At 68.3% G+C, this 15,550-nt stretch carries 18 protein-coding genes; 15 read left to right on the top strand and 3 right to left on the bottom strand.

The genetic code is table 11. The features are described 5' to 3' along the window. Positions 1-47: 47 nt before the first annotated feature. On the bottom strand, positions 48-317 hold the full coding sequence (locus A5780_RS09340; protein ID WP_063018575.1) for a hypothetical protein: 270 nt from the start codon (positions 315-317) through the stop codon (positions 48-50). A gap of 330 nt (positions 318-647) precedes the next feature. Between A5780_RS09340 and hemB the strand changes: the two genes are divergently transcribed. The 5 genes from hemB (at position 648) to A5780_RS09315 (ending at position 3,787) form a co-directional block, all read left to right on the top strand. Further along, a complete protein-coding gene (hemB, locus tag A5780_RS09335) occupies positions 648-1,625 on the top strand; it encodes a porphobilinogen synthase (RefSeq protein WP_064908223.1) in 978 nt (325 codons plus the stop codon). Further along, entirely contained in the window at positions 1,622-2,140 is a 519-nt protein-coding gene (locus tag A5780_RS09330; RefSeq protein ID WP_064907239.1) for a hypothetical protein, read from the top strand. Before hemB ends, A5780_RS09330 begins: the two co-directional genes overlap by 4 nt. 385 nt (positions 2,141-2,525) lie before the next feature. Beyond that, positions 2,526-3,152, top strand: a complete 627-nt coding sequence (locus tag A5780_RS09325) for a hypothetical protein (RefSeq protein WP_231982904.1) — start codon at positions 2,526-2,528, stop codon at positions 3,150-3,152. After that, a complete protein-coding gene (locus tag A5780_RS09320) occupies positions 3,149-3,388 on the top strand; it encodes a hypothetical protein (protein ID WP_146098768.1) in 240 nt (79 codons plus the stop codon). The genes A5780_RS09325 and A5780_RS09320 overlap by 4 nt, the downstream gene beginning before the upstream one ends. Before the next feature lie 81 nt (positions 3,389-3,469). Further along, positions 3,470-3,787, top strand: coding sequence for a hypothetical protein (locus tag A5780_RS09315; RefSeq protein WP_063018581.1), 318 nt, complete (start codon positions 3,470-3,472; stop codon positions 3,785-3,787). A 10-nt stretch (positions 3,788-3,797) separates the two neighbouring features. Here the strand turns inward: A5780_RS09315 and A5780_RS09310 are convergent, their stop codons facing one another. Continuing rightward, positions 3,798-4,181 carry a hypothetical protein gene (locus tag A5780_RS09310; protein ID WP_064908222.1) on the bottom strand — a complete coding sequence of 128 codons (384 nt, stop codon included), beginning with the start codon at positions 4,179-4,181 and terminating at the stop codon, positions 3,798-3,800. 249 nt (positions 4,182-4,430) lie between these two features. Between A5780_RS09310 and hemL the strand changes: the two genes are divergently transcribed. The 7 genes from hemL to A5780_RS09275 all read left to right on the top strand — a co-directional run bounded on the left by hemL (position 4,431) and on the right by A5780_RS09275 (position 11,734). Further along, on the top strand, positions 4,431-5,768 hold the full coding sequence (gene hemL, locus A5780_RS09305) for a glutamate-1-semialdehyde 2,1-aminomutase (RefSeq protein WP_039781253.1): 1,338 nt from the start codon (positions 4,431-4,433) through the stop codon (positions 5,766-5,768). Positions 5,769-5,968: 200 nt separating this feature from the next. After that, on the top strand, positions 5,969-6,574 hold the full coding sequence (locus A5780_RS09300) for a histidine phosphatase family protein (RefSeq protein WP_063018597.1): 606 nt from the start codon (positions 5,969-5,971) through the stop codon (positions 6,572-6,574). Positions 6,575-6,600: 26 nt separating this feature from the next. Beyond that, entirely contained in the window at positions 6,601-7,179 is a 579-nt protein-coding gene (locus A5780_RS09295; protein WP_030516208.1) for a TlpA disulfide reductase family protein, read from the top strand. After that, the gene (locus tag A5780_RS09290) at positions 7,176-8,012 is read left to right on the top strand and encodes a cytochrome c biogenesis CcdA family protein (protein ID WP_064907242.1); all 837 of its coding nucleotides are present in this window, start codon (positions 7,176-7,178) and stop codon (positions 8,010-8,012) included. Before A5780_RS09295 ends, A5780_RS09290 begins: the two co-directional genes overlap by 4 nt. 5 nt (positions 8,013-8,017) lie before the next feature. After that, positions 8,018-9,721, top strand: coding sequence for a cytochrome c biogenesis protein ResB (locus tag A5780_RS09285; protein WP_064907243.1), 1,704 nt, complete (start codon positions 8,018-8,020; stop codon positions 9,719-9,721). Positions 9,722-9,723: 2 nt separating this feature from the next. Beyond that, positions 9,724-10,716: a c-type cytochrome biogenesis protein CcsB gene (gene ccsB / locus A5780_RS09280; protein ID WP_030516211.1), complete on the top strand. Its 993-nt coding sequence runs from the start codon at positions 9,724-9,726 to the stop codon at positions 10,714-10,716. A gap of 157 nt (positions 10,717-10,873) precedes the next feature. Continuing rightward, complete coding sequence (locus A5780_RS09275; protein ID WP_064908221.1) at positions 10,874-11,734, top strand: N-acyl homoserine lactonase family protein; 861 nt, start codon at positions 10,874-10,876, stop codon at positions 11,732-11,734. A gap of 26 nt (positions 11,735-11,760) precedes the next feature. On the opposite strand, the gene A5780_RS09270 is transcribed toward A5780_RS09275, so the two are convergent. After that, complete coding sequence (locus A5780_RS09270) at positions 11,761-13,137, bottom strand: wax ester/triacylglycerol synthase domain-containing protein (RefSeq protein ID WP_064908230.1); 1,377 nt, start codon at positions 13,135-13,137, stop codon at positions 11,761-11,763. Between the two features lie 238 nt (positions 13,138-13,375). Between A5780_RS09270 and A5780_RS09265 the strand changes: the two genes are divergently transcribed. From A5780_RS09265 to A5780_RS09255, 3 genes are read left to right on the top strand one after another with little or no spacing between them, the layout of a single operon-like run. Further along, positions 13,376-13,720: a DUF1801 domain-containing protein gene (locus A5780_RS09265; protein ID WP_064907247.1), complete on the top strand. Its 345-nt coding sequence runs from the start codon at positions 13,376-13,378 to the stop codon at positions 13,718-13,720. A 15-nt stretch (positions 13,721-13,735) separates the two neighbouring features. Further along, positions 13,736-14,161, top strand: a complete 426-nt coding sequence (locus tag A5780_RS09260; RefSeq protein WP_030516215.1) for a YciI family protein — start codon at positions 13,736-13,738, stop codon at positions 14,159-14,161. Positions 14,162-14,174: 13 nt separating this feature from the next. After that, positions 14,175-15,425, top strand: a complete 1,251-nt coding sequence (locus tag A5780_RS09255; RefSeq protein WP_064908220.1) for an RNA polymerase sigma factor — start codon at positions 14,175-14,177, stop codon at positions 15,423-15,425. Positions 15,426-15,550: the final 125 nt, after the last annotated feature.

Here is a 15,550-nt window from a genome sequence, read left to right as displayed (position 1 = left end):
AGCGGCTCGATAACCGGGGCCGCTGAGCGGTACTGCGGAAGAGGCACTCACACCCGGCGTACGCGCATCAGGTCGCGGACGAGGCTGCAGGTCTTGTTCGACGGTGGCCGGATGCCGACGACCTCGGCGGTGTGCCGAATGGTCTGGTTGTCGGCGAGGTTGGCGCGGTAGACGCCGGAGTCGAGCAGGGCGATGGCCAGCCGCATGGCCTTCAACCTGCGGTTGTGCATGACGTACCAGGAGCGCGGCCGGCCGGCCGGTAGGGCCTGTTTCACCAGCGGCGCGTAGGGATCGATGATCGTCGGTGCGGTGGGCATGAGAATCCTCCCCTCGGATGGAGATTCATCGGGTCGTCGATGGGCCGAATCGAAGGCGGGACGGATATGGGCAGTCCGTCCCACCGCCGATCGATCGGTTGCGCGCCGTGGGCAGTAGCGCGCTACCGAGGCCGGTTCGACTGTTGACGAATCCCCTCGAACACATCTTCGATTCTACCGGAGGGCACCGACAAAAACCGCTCGCCGCAACGGGTTTCGGCGCCGCGCCCGCGTCGCCGGTGCGTCGCCCGTGATTTGCCGGGTGTGACCCACGCCAACCGGCCGGGAGGTGCCTGGGAGCCGGGCTCCCGCGCGGCGTATCGTGCGGTTATGACCGGAATGGACCGCCCGCGGCGGTTGCGTCGTACCCCCGCGATGCGTCGCCTCGTCGCCGAAACCACCTTGGAAGCAAGGCAATTGGTACTACCGATGTTCGTCGCCGACGGACTGGCCGAACCGCGCGAAATCAGTTCGATGCCCGGTGTGTACCAGCATTCGATGGATTCGCTGCGCAAGGCCGCGGCCGAGGCGGTCGGGGCAGGCGTCGGTGGGCTGATGCTGTTCGGCGTGCCGCGTCCGGAGGACAAGGATGCTGTGGGTAGCCAGGCCAGTGCCCCGGACGGCATCCTCAATCGCGGCCTGCGCGCGCTGGCCGAGGAGGTCGGCGGTGACACCGTCGTGATGGCCGATACCTGTCTGGACGAATTCACCGATCACGGGCACTGCGGTGTCCTGGCCGGCGACGGCTCCGTCGACAACGACGAGACCCTGGAACGCTACGTGGAGATGGCGCTGGCCCAGGCCGAGGCCGGCGCCGAACTGCTGGGCACCAGCGGCATGATGGACGGCCAGGTCGGTGCGATCCGCGCCGGACTGGATGCGGCCGGTCATATCGATACCGGGATCCTCGCCTACGCGGCCAAATACGCCTCGGCGTTCTACGGCCCGTTCCGGGAGGCCGTCGGCTCGTCGCTGCAGGGCGATCGCCGGACCTATCAGCAGGATTCGGCGAATCGGCGGGAATCGCTGCGTGAGCTGGAACTGGACCTGGCCGAGGGCGCCGACATCGTGATGGTCAAGCCGGCCATGTCGTATCTCGACATCCTGCGCGATGTCGCCGATCATTCGCCGGTTCCGGTCGCCGCCTATCAGATCTCGGGCGAGTACTCGATGATCACCGCCGCCGCCGAACGCGGCTGGATCGACCGCCGCGGCGCCATCCTCGAATCGCTTCTCGGCATCCGCCGGGCGGGCGCGGACATCGTGCTCACCTACTGGGCCACCGAGGCCGCGCACTGGCTGTCGTGAATCCGGCGACCCTCCCGGCCGAGCCCGGCATTCGAACCAGACCCGAGGATGTGCGCACCGCCTGCCAGCTGTGGTGGGCCGTGGTCGCGCTCGGGGTGTTGCGGTTGATCCTCGGCGCGGTCGACCGCCTCGGCAATCGCCGCCAGGTCGCCCAGGACTTCTACGACCAGCTGCACGGCGAGCGGCCCGACTTCAGCGTGGCGCAGATGGAGCTGGTGGTCTCGATTCTCGAGGTACTGGTCCTCACCTACGGCCTCGCCGTCGGGATCGGCGCGGTGGCCGTGGTGTACCAACTCGGTCGCGGCCGCCTGTGGGCGCGCACGGTTGCCGATGTGGCGACCGTGGTGCTGGTGCTCGGCGCCATCGGGTCGATGTTCGGCCTCGGCGCGGTCGCCGGCGGCCCGGCGGTGCTGATCGGGGCCGCGGCGATATTACAGGCGGTTCTGGCCTGCGGAGCCGTATTCCTCTGCCGCAGAAAGGAATCCGAGGCGTTTTTCCGAGCGAACGGCCACTGAGACGCGAGGCCGAATTTGTCGCGTGCCGACCGGGATGTATGGTGAGGGTTGTCACAGAGAGCTCGGGAACTGAAAGTCGTTGATTGTGCGTTATTCTTCGGATGTGGTTTTTCGGTCGGTGGTCGCATCGATCGGCTACCGCGATGAGAGCGCAGCACGGATGGCTTCGGTGGATCGGAGACATCGATGCGCGTGGTGATTCAGCAGCGACAAAGCATTCGACGCGATGTTCTGGTGATGGGTTTGCTGCTGCTCTTGGCACTGCTCACCCTCGCCGGCCTGCTGCTCCCGGGGAAGGTCGGCTGACTTCGCCGCCACCCGCTCGCGCCGGCACGCGCGTCGTATTCGGAGGTCCTGCGTGAGCGACGCCCAACCCACCGCCGCGGTGCGGCCGGATTCCGTGCTGTTCAGTGAGCCCGGTGCCCGCTGGCGAACGGTCGCCTACGGCCCGCTGCTCTGTCTGTTCGTGCTGATCCTGGAACTCGCGCTGCGGCGCGGCCCGGTGCACTGGTTCGGCCTCGCCTTCTGCGCGATTCTGCTCGCCGGATTCGTGACTCTGCAGGTCGTGGCCGGAAAACGTCACGTCAGCGTCGAACTCACCGACTCCGTGCTGCGCGCGGGCACCGAAACGCTGCCGCTGAGTTCGATCGCGCGAGTCTTTCCCGAACTCGACGAGGAATCGTGGGATGACGAGCCCTGGGAGTCGGCCCGCGCACTGGGTGAGCTGACCGGAGTGCCGCGCCGCCGCCGCGGCATCGGCCTGAAATTGCGCGACGGCGCCATGGTGCAGGCCTGGGCGCGCGATCATCGGCAGTTGCGCGCGCAGTTGAGCGCCGCGCTCGATCGGCTCGCCGAGGGTTCGGCGCCCGTGACCGAGGAACCGGCGGCGCCCCGGTCGGCGAAGATCGAGACCGCCGCCTCGAACGAGTCCGATGGCGCCGAAGCTCCGGCGGGCGCGGTGAGCTGTTCCGGGGACGACGAGGTTGTCGAGGGCAAGGAGGACGTGGCGTGATGCGCCGGCTGTGGATCCTGCTCGATCTGGTGCTGGTCGTGGTCTGCGCGGTGGCCGCCGTGCCCAGCTGGCGGCTCGGTGTCCATCGGACCTGGTTCGCGGCGGCGGGGGATCAGCCCGCCTTCGAATCCACCCACTACGCCGGTCCGTGGCTCGCGCTGGCCACCGTACTGGTCACGGCCGCGGGCCTCGCGGCCATCGATCTGGTGGTGCGGTGCGCGGTTCGCCCGCGCTGACACGCCTGTTCGCCACAGCCGCACCCGAATTCGCGGCGCGTCGCCCGATAGCGGATCGAGTGTTGTGGGTATTGCCGGAAAATGAGCACCATGACGCGCACCCGAGCAGTGCGGAAGACCTCGTTCACGATTCTCGCAGCCGCGGCGATCGGTATGGCGCCGGTCGCCGTGGCCACCGCGGCCCCCGAAAGCCCCTCGGCCGCAGACGCTTCGGCGACCGCCTCGCAGACGTCCGGGCCGAGCGTTACCGGCGCGAGTTCCGCCGATCCGCAGGCCATCGGCGCGGTCTCTCCGCTGCGCGCCGATCAGGTCTCGCTGCTGGATCTGCTTCCCACGCCACTGAATTGCCTGCTGTCCACCGGCTATGCCCTGCTGTGCCTGGGCGTTCCGGTCCCCTGAACCGCGTCGGTCAGCGCCACTGCTGGAAAACGTCGAGCAGGCGCGTGCCGTGCGATCCGGGGACGTTCGCCATCACCACGACGCTCCCGTCCGGATGGCTCGCCGCCTCCTCGATCACCTGCCGCAGTGAGGCGTGCACATTGCCGTTCTCGTCGTGATAGAGCTGGGTGTCCGGTTTGAGGCCCGCCCCGATCCGGTTCATCGGAACGACCATGGTGACCAGTGCGGGAATCGGCCCGTCGCCCAGTGCGGCGGTCTCGTCGTGGGTGAGGATGACTCCGGCGCGCTGCTGGTCGGGCTGGACCACCGGCGTCACGGCGGCCGCCTGAGTCGCCGCCGCGACCGAGCCGACGAGGGTTGTCAACAGGGCTACCCCGAATACTGCTTTCCGCATGAACCCTCCCGGCCGTGAGCGTGATGGTGGGTACGAGGTTACGCATGGGCAACTCAGCGACAACCCTTATGACAGGAAATTTACGCCGCGTGTTGCGGTAACGCCGCTGACCGGCGCGTGTGAGGAAACTCTCGGCAAACTGCTGGTCGGGTCGGTGGGAGTACAATGTGGCGCCTCGGCTTGTGGGGTGGCTCACCCCACTACACCCTGTCGTCGACCGCTTCGGCGGGGGCTGCGACACTGGTGGTCGTGAGTTCTTCTCCGCGCGCGACCCAGGTAAACGTGCCGGTCTCCGCCCGACTCTTCGAACGCGCCGCCGCGATCATTCCCGGCGGTGTGAACTCGCCTGTGCGGGCCTTCAATTCGGTGGGTGGCACCCCGCGATTCATCGCTTCGGCGCGCGGATACACGCTCACCGACGCCGACGGCAACGACTATGTGGACCTCGTGTGTTCCTGGGGGCCGATGATCCTCGGGCACGCCCATCCGGCCGTCGTGGACGCGGTGCAGCGCGCCGCCACCGGCGGGCTGTCCTTCGGCGCGCCGACCGAGGCCGAGATCGAACTGGCCGAGGCGATCGCCGCTCGCGTCGATCCGGTGCAGCGGGTGCGGCTGGTGAACTCCGGTACCGAGGCCACCATGAGCGCGGTGCGGCTGGCACGCGGATTCACCGGGCGCAGCAAGATCGTCAAGTTCGCCGGCTGCTATCACGGCCATGTCGACGCGCTGCTGGCCGATGCCGGCTCGGGCGTCGCGACCCTGGGTCTGCCGACCTCGCCGGGCGTGACCGGAGCACAGGCCTCCGACACCCTCGTGCTGCCCTACAACGACCTCGAAGCCGTCGCCACGGCCTTCGCCGAATATCCGGGCCAGATCGCCGCCGTGATCACCGAGGCCGCCGCCGGCAATATGGGCGCGGTCCCGCCGCTGCCCGGATTCAACGCCGGCTTGCGCGAGCTGACCAGCGAACACGGCGCCCTGCTGATCATGGACGAGGTCATGACGGGCTTCCGCGTGAGCGCCGCGGGCTGGTACGGGCGCGATCCGGTGGCGGGCGACCTGTACACCTTCGGCAAGGTGATGAGCGGCGGACTACCCGCCGCGGCCTTCGGCGGCCGCGCCGAGGTCATGGACCACCTCGCGCCGATCGGGCCGGTCTACCAGGCCGGCACGCTCTCGGGTAATCCGGTGGCGGTGGCCGCCGGGCTGGCCACGCTGCGTGCCGCCGACGCGGACGTCTACGCCGCCCTCGACCGCAACGCCGAACGCCTCGGATCCCTGATCACCGAGGCTCTGACCACCGCGGGGGTCCCGCACACCGTGCAATTCGCGGGCAATATGGTGAGCGTGTTCTTCGCCGAGGGTCCGGTTACCGACTACGCCACCGCCAAGGCCACCGCCACCTGGCGCTTCCCGGCCTTCTTCCACGCGCTGCTGGAACGTGGCGTCTACGCGCCGCCGAGCCCGTTCGAGGCCTGGTTCGTCTCGGCTGCCCTCGACGAGGACGCATTCGACCGTATCGCTGCCGCACTGCCCGCCGCCGCCGCGGCAGCCGCGGCCGCCACACCCGAAGGATCCCGCGCGTGAGCGACTCAGATCAGCTCGAATCCGTCACTGCCGCAACAGAATCCCCCTCGCACGAAGAACCGGCGTCGCCCGGGGACGCCGCGGCGAACGGGGAAGCCGAACCCTCGCAGGGGCCCGGCGCGGACTCGGGAGCCGATGCCGGCAAGATTCCCTCGCTACCCGGTGACGTCGCCTCGGATACCGAGACCATCGTGCACGTGATGCGCCACGGCGAGGTGCACAACCCCAAGGGCATCCTGTACGGCCGCCTGCCCGGTTTCAGCCTCTCGGTGACGGGTCGTTCGCAGGCGGCGACGGTCGCGCGCACCCTGGCCGATCACGACGTCGCCCTGGTCGTCGCCTCGCCGCTGCAGCGCGCCCAGGAGACCGCCGCGCCGATCGCCGGACAGCACGGGCTGATCGTGCGCACCGACGACAACCTCATCGAGGCCGGCAACACCTTCGAGGGGCTGCGGGTGTCGGTCGGGGACGGCGCGCTGCGCAAGCCGCGGCACTGGTGGAAGTTGCGCGATCCGTTCACCCCGTCGTGGGGTGAGCCGTATCTGCAGATCGCGCATCGCATGCTCGCCGCCGTGAACAAGGCGCGGGTGGAGGCGACCGGACACGAGGCCGTGGTGGTGTCGCATCAGCTGCCGGTGTGGACGTTGCGGCGCTTCCTGGAGGGGAAGCGGCTGTGGCACGATCCGCGGCAGCGGCAGTGCTCGCTTGCCTCGCTGACTTCGCTTGTGTACCAAGGCGATACGTTGATCGACATCGTCTACTCCGAGCCGTCCGGCGGCTCGGATCCCAGGGTGACCGGGGCGTGAGCGGGGCGGTCCGGCGTCTGCTGCCGATGCTGCTGGCCTGCGTGGCGGTCGTCGCCGCGCTGGCCGGCTGTTCGTCGGGTAACGACGCGGTCGCCCAGGGCGGCACCTTTGATTTCGTCTCCCCCGGCGGCAAAACCGATATCCGGTACGATCCACCGGCTGCCCGCGGCACGATCGGCCACCTCTCGGGGCCGAATCTGATGACCGGCAAGACCGTCTCGGTCGACGACTTCCCGAATCAGGTCGTCGTACTGAACCTCTGGGGACAGTGGTGCGGGCCGTGCCGCGCCGAAGCGCCCGCGCTGGAACAGGTCTACGAACAGTCCAAGGACAAGGGCGTCGCCTTCCTGGGGATCAATGTGCGTGATCCACAACAGGACAAGGCGCGCGACTTCGTGACCGACAATCACGTCGGCTACCCGTCCATCTACGACCCCGAGATGCGCAGCCTGCTGGCGCTCGGCGGCAAATTCCCGACCAGCGTCATCCCCACCACGCTGGTCCTCGATCGGCAGCATCGCGTCGCCGCGGTCTTCCTGCGGTCACTGCTGGCCGAGGATCTGCTGCCGGTGGTGAACCAGGTCGCGCAGGAGGGCCGGCAGTGACAGCCGTCGCCTCGCCGGCGTTGGCTTCCGTCGGCGAATCGTTCCAGCAGACCGCGGCAACCGGGCCGCTGCTGCTGGCGCTGGGTGCCTGCCTGCTCGCCGGATTGGTCTCGTTCGCCTCGCCGTGTGTGGTGCCGCTGGTGCCGGGATATCTGTCGTATCTGGCCGGGCTCGTGGGCGCCGAAGCGCCGCCGGTCACCGTCGGCGAAGCCCAGGGCAAGAGTGCGGCCGTCGCGCTGCGCACCGGCCGGATGCGGGTCGCGGGTGCGGCCGGGCTCTTCGTCGCCGGTTTCACCGTGGTGTTCGTGCTGGCCTCGGCGACGGTCTTCGGTGTCATCCAGACCCTGAACGTCAATCGTGAACTGCTACAACGCATCGGCGGTGTGGTGACGATCGTGATGGGGCTGGTATTCCTCGGCCTGGTGCCGATGTTGCAGCGCGACACCAGAATGCATCCGCGCCGGCTCACCGGAATCGTCGGCGCACCGCTGCTGGGTGCGGTCTTCGCGCTCGGCTGGACGCCGTGCCTGGGCCCGACGCTCTCCGGCGTAATGGCGGTATCCGCCGGAACCGAGGGCGCGACGGCCGCTCGCGGTGTCGCGCTGATCGTGGCGTACTGCCTCGGACTCGGGCTGCCGTTCGTGATTCTCGCGTTCGGGTCGGCCACCGCGCTGCGCGGAGTCGGCTGGCTCCGGCGCAATTCGCGCACCATCCAGATCATCGGCGGCATCCTGCTCGTCGTGGTCGGCATCGCACTGGTCACCGGGATGTGGGATCAGTTCGTCGGATGGATCCGCAATGTTTTCGTCTCCCAGGTAACCCTGCCGATCTGAGCCCCATGACTGCCACGATGACGCCCCCGTCCACCGCCGCGAAGCCGCCGCGTCAGTCGCTGCCGCTCCGCGCGTTCGCACTGCTGCGCAACGCCTGGCGCGGATTGACCAGTATGCGCACCGCGCTCATGCTGCTGTTCCTGCTGGCACTGGCGGCGATTCCGGGGGCGTTGCTGCCGCAGCGCAGTCTGAACCCGCAGAAGGTCGACAAGTACATCGCCGATCGCGGCACCCTCGGCCCGTGGATGGACCGGCTGCAGCTGTTCGACGTGTTCTCCAGCTTCTGGTTCACCGCGATCTACGCTCTGCTGTTCGTATCGCTGGTCGGCTGCATCGTGCCGCGCGTCTTCGATCACTACAAGGCGCTGCGCACACCGCCGGTCATGGTGCCGCGCAACCTGTCCCGGCTGCCGCACCACGCCGCGACCACCACCGGCGACACCCCTGCCGAGGCGATCGAGCAGGCGCGGCGCGGGCTGCGCGGCTGGCGCACCGTGGTGCGGGACGGATCCGAGGCGCGCAACGGCCGTCCCGGTGAGGTGACCCTCTCGGCGGAGAAGGGTTATCTGCGCGAGCTCGGCAATCTGGTCTTCCACCTGGCCCTGGTCGGCCTGCTGGTCGCGGTGGCGGCGGGCAAGTTGTTCGGCTACGAGGGCAACGTGATCGTCGTCGCGGACGGCGGTCCCGGATTCTGCACCACCTCACCCGCGGTCTTCGACTCCTTCAAGGCCGGCCGGGTCAACGACGGCACCGGGCTGACCCCGGTCTGCGTGCGGGTCAAGGACTTCAAGGCCGACTATCTGCCCAACGGCCAGGCCGAGATGTTCACCGCCGACATCTCGTATCAGACCGGCGATGATCTGGCGACCGACACCTGGCGTGACACCACCATCCAGGTCAACCATCCGCTGCGCGTCGCCGGAGACCGCGTCTACCTGCAGGGGCACGGGTACGCGCCGACGTTCACCGTCACCTATCCGAACGGGCAGAAGCGCACCGAGACCATCCAGTGGCGGCCCGACGACGGCGCCACCTTCCTGTCCAGCGGTGTGATGCGGTTCGACCCGCCGGGCGGCATGTACGGCAGCGAGGACGAGCGGCGCAAGAACCAGATCGCGATCGAGGGCCTGTTCGCGCCCACTGCACTGATGCACGGCAGCCTGCTGACCTCCTCGTATCCCGGACTGACCGATCCGGCGGTGGCGATCGACATCTATCGCGGCGAGACCGGACTCGACACCGGGCGCGCGCAGTCGCTGTTCTCGCTCGATCCGGAGATGATCAAACAGGGCCGGTTGACGAAGCAGCAGCGCGTCAATCTGCGGCCCGGTGAATCGGCGACACTGGCCGACGGCACCAAGGTCACCTTCGACGGGGCGCAGCAGTACGCGAACCTGCAGGTTTCCCACGACCCCGCGCAGAACTGGGTCCTGGTGTGCGCGTTGACGATGATGGCCGGGCTGCTCGTCTCACTGCTGGTGAAGCGGCGGCGGATCTGGTTGCGCGCCTATCCGGAAGGCCCGGACGACGGCGGTTCCGGTGAACGACGTACTGTAGTAGAAATGGGTGGGCTGGCCCGCACCGACCAAGCGGGTTGGGGCGGCGAGTTCGACCGCTTGCTGACGCGGCTGCTGGGCTCCGACCGCACCGACATCGGCAGCCCCACGGATCAGCGCCCGGTCGCCCGGACCGAGAGCACGGGAGAGTGAACATGCCGATCGACGAGACACTCGCCGGTTACAGCAATCTCGCCTTCAAGACGGCGTTCGTCGTCTACCTGCTGGTGCTGGCGATGCTGATCGTGCAGTACGCCTCGGCGAAGAAGAAGGTGACCAGCGCCCAGGAGCGTGAACGCGAACTGGTCGGCGTCGGCGCCTCCTCCGGAGTGAGCGCGGACCGGCCGGTCGTGCCCGGCAAACTGGAGCCGGCTCCGAAGCGTTCGCTGGCCGAGCAGCTCGGCAATATGGCGTTCGCGGTCGTCTTCGTCGCGATCGGCCTGCACCTGGCCTCGATCGTGTTGCGCGGCTTCGCGACCCACCGCTTCCCGCTCGGCAACATGTACGAATTCATCACCATGGCGACCGCGGCCGCGATGGTCACCGGCCTGGTGTTCATCCACGACCGCCGGTACCGCGCGATGTGGGTGTTCCTGCTGGTTCCGGTGCTGATCCTGATGTTTTTGGCCGGCCAGGTGCTCTACGCCGACGCCGCGCCCGTGGTTCCGGCGCTGAAGTCGTACTGGCTGCCGATCCACGTCACCATCGTCAGCATCGGCAGCGGCATCTTCATGCTCTCCGGTGTGGCGAGCCTGCTGTTCCTGCTGCGCATGCACCAGCCGGAAGGCCAGGAGTCGAGCAACCCGCTCGGTGCCCTCGCCCGCCGCCTCCCCGACGCCCGCACCCTCGACCGCCTCGCCTACCGCACGACGGTCGTGGCCTTCCCCCTCTTCGGCACCGGCATCATCCTCGGCGCCATCTGGGCCGAAAGCGCGTGGGGCCGCTTCTGGGGCTGGGACCCGAAGGAAACCGTCTCCTTCATCGCCTGGGTCATCTACGCGGCGTACCTGCACGCCCGCGCGACCTCCGGCTGGCGCGAAACCAAGGCCGCCTGGATCAACGTCGCCGGCTTCGTCGCGATGCTGTTCAACTTGTTCATCATCAACATCGTGGTGAGCGGTCTGCACTCGTACGCGGGCCTCAACTAGCTCCGTCCGCGGGCCCACGCCGGTGTCTCACCGACGTCGGGCGCTGCATCCGCCCGATTCCGCACCTGGGCCCTTGGTCCTCTAGCCGTGGACCCGACCGCAGTCATAGGGTCGATCTGTCAGCCAGGGAAGGCGCCGAGGCGAAGGGGCTGATCGGATGGGTGCTACATCTGGCAGTACGGGGACAGCGGATCGAGGTCCGGCCGGGATCGACAAGATCAGGCTGACGATCCTGCCGAGCGGGACCATGCACGGCGACCTCACCTGGCTGTTGATCGACCCGGGGCATATGGCCACGAGTGCCGACAAGCATCCGCCCCGCGACTGGGTCGAGGTCCCCACTTACGTGGTGTATATCGAGCATCCCGACGGCACGAAGCTGCTCTGGGACACCGGGGTTCCCCGGGACTGGGAAAAGCGCTGGGGCCCAACCGGTATGGACAAGTTCTTTCCGGTCGATTCCGTCACCGAGGACATGTGGCTGGACTCGCGGCTGAGGCAGCTCGGCCTCGAGCCGGGGGACATCGACTATCTGGTGCTGTCCCACCTGCACGGCGACCATGCCGGGAACGCGCAGCTGTGGGCCGGCACTCGCACCACGATCGTCGTCGACGCGGAGGAGAAGAAGGGAGCGTTCGGCTTCGACGGTTACAGCAACGGCGCCTACTTCCGGCCCGACTACGACGGATTGGAGCTGACCACCATCGACGAGGACACCGAGCTGCTGCCCGGTGTCACGCTGCTGCGCACCCCGGGCCACACTCCGGGGACCCTGTCATTGCTGGTCGACCTCGCCGACACCGGCGCCATGCTGTTCAGCTCGGACTCGCTGTACCGCAGCGAAAGCTACGGGCCGCCCGCCATCGCCGCAGGCATCGTCTACGACACCGTCGCCTGGTTCCAGTCCGTCGAAAAGATCCGCGCCATCGCCGACCGGACCGGCGCCACCGTCGTGTTCGGCCACGATCCCGCCCAGCTGGCCGGGCTGAAGACCGGCGTCGGCAACTACTACACCTAGCACCGGCTGCGGCAGCTGCGCGTATCTCAACCGGCCTGTTCGCCCACCGCCAGCACGGCGCGGAAGCCCTCGTCGAGGCAATCGGTGAAGACATCCACGTCGGGCACCGCGGCGCTGTCGGCGTTGATGCCTACGCAGCAGGTGTCGATATGTGAGATGAGGGTGACGTTGAAGGCCGTTCCGATGGTGGGGCCGAAGGCGTACATCCGCTCCACCGCGGCGCCGGCGATGAAGATGGGCACCGGTGAGCCCGGGACGTCCGATGCCACGAAGTCCACGTGCTTGAGCATGGCGGTGACCATGGCGACCGGCAATCGGTTGAGCGTGGCGGCGACGGCGGCCGAATACGGGATCGCCGGCTCGTGGCGCCAGCCGACCACGATTCCGTCGAGCACGGGCATGAGCAGCGTGGGATCGGTGATGTCGGCCGGGAGTGCGAATCTGACCAGAGTGATGCGATTTCCGCCGATCGGGTCGTCGGCTTTCCGCACGCTGACCGGCATCGTGACCCGCAACCGCTCGACCTGCCCGTCGTGCAGTTCGTGGTAGCGGTGCAGACCGAGCACCACCCCTGCCAGGAACGCGTCGTTGACGGTGCAGCCGACCGAGTGCGCGGCTCGGCGCAGTGGCTCCATCGGCACGTCGACGGTCGACAACTGGCGTGCCAGACCGCGTTTCGTCATCACGGGTGACAGGGTGTCGACCACCGGCCGGGCCAGTTTGCCGATCGATACGGCCAGAGCCACGCCGTCGCGGACGGTGCCCAGCGGGTGGGTGATGGCATGCCGGGCCAGCGGCAGGACATGCGCGAGTCCGCCGCGCAGCAACTCCGATCCCACCGCCCAGTTCCACCCGACGATGTCGAGCAGTCCACCGCGGCTCTCCGGGGCCGGCTCGGGATCCGGACGCGGTTCGCCGCCGGCCCGGGTGAAATCGACGATCTCGTTGGCCAATTGGATGCCGCCCAATCCGTCGGTCAGGCAGTGATGCACCTTGAGCACCAGCGCGCTGCCGCCACCGGTCACATCGCCGAGCACGGTCACCTGCCACAGCGGGCGGACCGGGTCGAAGGCCGTCATGGCCTCGACGCGAGCGAATTCGAATACCGCCGTGCGGTCGACCGCGGCCGGCAGGGCGACCCGCCGCATATGCCAGGACAGGTCGAAATCGGGGTCGGCTTCCCAGCGTGGTGGCGCGAGACCCGCAGGTAGGGCGACCAGCCGATCCCGGAATCGGGGGGCGACCCGGGTGCCGCGATCGATGGCCTGCACCAGGCGTTCCCAGTCCGGCTCCGCGTCGAGCATCACGACCGAGACGATCGTCGAGCGCAGGATCGCGTCGCGCTCCATACTCCACGAGAACAGGTCGGACTGGCTGAGATGAGATTCGCGCGTGTCCGTCATCGGCTTGCCTTCGCTGAGGAACAGCCGCCGTGATCGCCGCGGATGCGACTCCGGCGCCGCTCGTGTCTCGACCGTATTCACCTCACCCGTCGCACCGGTAGGGCCGAACGTCGGTGCCGCCGTGACCAAGGGCTCCCCGGAAAAAAAATTCTCTCCTCCATGTCGAAATCCCGGACGGTCGCGCGAAGGAGTTGTCGAGAGCCGGACCGGCCGGCCCAGCCACGGAGGGAAGAACGAGATGAACACCGACGTCACCGCCTACATCGACGGTAAGAAGAACTGGCAGACCGGAATCTGCACGAGCCTGCGCGAGACCGTGCACAACACCCTGCCGGGTGTGGTGGAGGTATTCCGGTACGGCAAGCCACATTTCACGGTCGACGGGACGAACGTCGCGGTGGTGCACGTGGCCGCGGCTAAGGTCTCGTTCATGGTTTTCGGCGCACAGGACATCGAGCCGGTGCCGGGGGTGCTTCGTTCGCTGGGCTCCGGCGACCGCAAGGCCGTCGACTTCCGCGCGGGCGACGCTGTCGATCCCGCATACATCGCCGACCTGCTGCGCCGCGTGGCCGGCACCAACTGAGAAAGAGGTTTCGTCATGCGCGTGATGGTGATGACCAAGGGCGATGCCGCCGACGAGGGCAAGGGGCAGCCGACCCAGGAGATGTTCGAAAAGATGCAGGCCTTCAACGAGAAGTTGGTGAAGGCCGGCATCATGCTCGGCGGCGAGGGCCTCCAACCGAGCAGCACCGGGGCGAAGGTCGCCTTCTCGACGTCCGGGACCTCGGTGGTGGACGGCCCGTTCACCGAATCCAAGGAAGTCATTGCGGGATACTGGATTTGGGAGGTCAGCTCGCTGGCGGAGGCCGTCGAGTGGGCCAAGCGCTGCCCGTTCGATCCGTCCTACGGAGATTCCCAGGTTCTGGAGATTCGCCCGCTCTTCGACATGGACGACTTCGCCGAGACCGTCGACGCCGAGACCCTGGCCCGCAGCGAGCAGTTGCAGCACCGGCCCTCGGACTGAACCCGGCCGACCGATGGAACTGCGCGAATCGGTCGAGGCGCTGTGGCGGATCGAGGCTCCTCAGCTGATCGCCACGCTCGCCCGCCGCATCGGGGACCTCGACATCGCCGAGGATCTGGCCTCCGAGGCCTTCGTGGCCGCCTTGGAGCAGTGGCCCGCCGAGGGCGTGCCGGCCCGGGCGGGCGCATGGTTGATGAGCACCGCGTGGCACAAGGCGATCGACCGTGCCCGGCGGGAGGAGACGGCGCGTAAGAAGGCGCCGCTCCTGCTCGCCGGGCAGGACGGCGAATTGCCGGACGTGAGCGCCGAGGCGCTCACCCCCATTCCGGACGATCTGCTCACCATGGTCTTCACCACCTGCCATCCGGTGCTCTCGCCCGAGTCGCGGGTGGCACTCACCCTGCGGCTGTTCGGCGGCCTGACCACCGAGGAGATCGCCCGCGCGTTCCTCTGCCCCTCGGCGACCATCGGTCAGCGCATTTCGCGCGCCAAGCGCACGCTGACGGAGGCTCGGGTGCCGATCGAGGCGCCCTCGGCAGGGGAACTGCCCGAGCGCCTGCGCGCGGTGCTCGAGGTCCTGTATCTGATCTTCAACGAGGGATATTCGGCCTCCTCCGGCGAGAGCGTCGTCCGTGCCGACCTCGCGACCGAGGCCATGCGGATGGGACGGGTCCTGGCCGGCCTGCTCCCGGCGGAGCCCGAGGTGTTCGGCCTCGCGGCGCTCATGGAACTGCAGGCGTCGAGATTCCGCACCCGCGTCGACGACAACGGCATTCCGGTCCAACTCGAGCATCAGGACCGCCGCCGCTGGGACCGCACGCTGATCGAACACGGTCTCGGCATGCTCGACTGTGCCTTCGATCTGGGGCGTCCGCTCGGGCCGTATTCGCTGCAGGCGGCGATCTCCGCATGTCATGCCCGCGCCGCCGCCTTCGGTGATACCGATTGGGTCGCCATCCTCGCTCTCTACGACGCTCTCGCCCAGCTCACCGCGTCTCCCGTGGTCGAGATGAACCGGGCCGTCGCGCTTCTCCACGTCGACGGCCCGGAAGCCGCACTGGCCGCGACCGAGCCGCTGCTCGCCGACCGGCGGATGGCTCGATACCACCTGCTCGGCGCGGTCCGCGGCGATTTCCTCACCCGGCTCGGCCGGCATCACGACGCCGCCGCCGAGTTGGAACGAGCCGCCGAACTCGCCCCCACCAGGAAAGAGCGGCAACTTCTGCTGGACCGCATGGCGGCCGCACTCGCCGCCGCAGGGTGAGGCGCCGGCGCGGGCAGTCCTGTTGCGCAATCTTGCGACCTTCGCGCTGGACGTCGAAAACGTGGAGCGGACCCGGAACAAAACCCTGTCAACCTGCGTAGACATCGAAATCTGCCGTACCTGCG

It is taken from the genome of Nocardia sp. 852002-20019_SCH5090214, from assembly GCF_001665865.1.
Classification (GTDB): Bacteria; Actinomycetota; Actinomycetes; order Mycobacteriales; family Mycobacteriaceae; genus Nocardia; species Nocardia nova.
Note: the sequence above shows the minus strand (reverse complement) of the source record. Positions and strands in the feature narration are given on the sequence as shown.

Coding starts and splice junctions, on each gene's coding strand:
- A5780_RS09265 (WP_064907247.1), top strand. CDS start 13,376: ATGAACACCGACGTCACCGCCTACATCGACGGTAAGAAGAACTGGCAG.
- A5780_RS09295 (WP_030516208.1), top strand. CDS start 6,601: ATGCTGCTGGCCTGCGTGGCGGTCGTCGCCGCGCTGGCCGGCTGTTCG.
- A5780_RS09255 (WP_064908220.1), top strand. CDS start 14,175: ATGGAACTGCGCGAATCGGTCGAGGCGCTGTGGCGGATCGAGGCTCCT.
- A5780_RS09260 (WP_030516215.1), top strand. CDS start 13,736: ATGCGCGTGATGGTGATGACCAAGGGCGATGCCGCCGACGAGGGCAAG.
- A5780_RS09270 (WP_064908230.1), bottom strand. CDS start 13,137: ATGACGGACACGCGCGAATCTCATCTCAGCCAGTCCGACCTGTTCTCG.
- ccsB (WP_030516211.1), top strand. CDS start 9,724: ATGCCGATCGACGAGACACTCGCCGGTTACAGCAATCTCGCCTTCAAG.
- hemB (WP_064908223.1), top strand. CDS start 648: ATGACCGGAATGGACCGCCCGCGGCGGTTGCGTCGTACCCCCGCGATG.
- A5780_RS09310 (WP_064908222.1), bottom strand. CDS start 4,181: ATGCGGAAAGCAGTATTCGGGGTAGCCCTGTTGACAACCCTCGTCGGC.
- A5780_RS09300 (WP_063018597.1), top strand. CDS start 5,969: ATGCGCCACGGCGAGGTGCACAACCCCAAGGGCATCCTGTACGGCCGC.
- A5780_RS09275 (WP_064908221.1), top strand. CDS start 10,874: ATGGGTGCTACATCTGGCAGTACGGGGACAGCGGATCGAGGTCCGGCC.
- A5780_RS09315 (WP_063018581.1), top strand. CDS start 3,470: ATGAGCACCATGACGCGCACCCGAGCAGTGCGGAAGACCTCGTTCACG.
- A5780_RS09340 (WP_063018575.1), bottom strand. CDS start 317: ATGCCCACCGCACCGACGATCATCGATCCCTACGCGCCGCTGGTGAAA.
- A5780_RS09285 (WP_064907243.1), top strand. CDS start 8,018: ATGACTGCCACGATGACGCCCCCGTCCACCGCCGCGAAGCCGCCGCGT.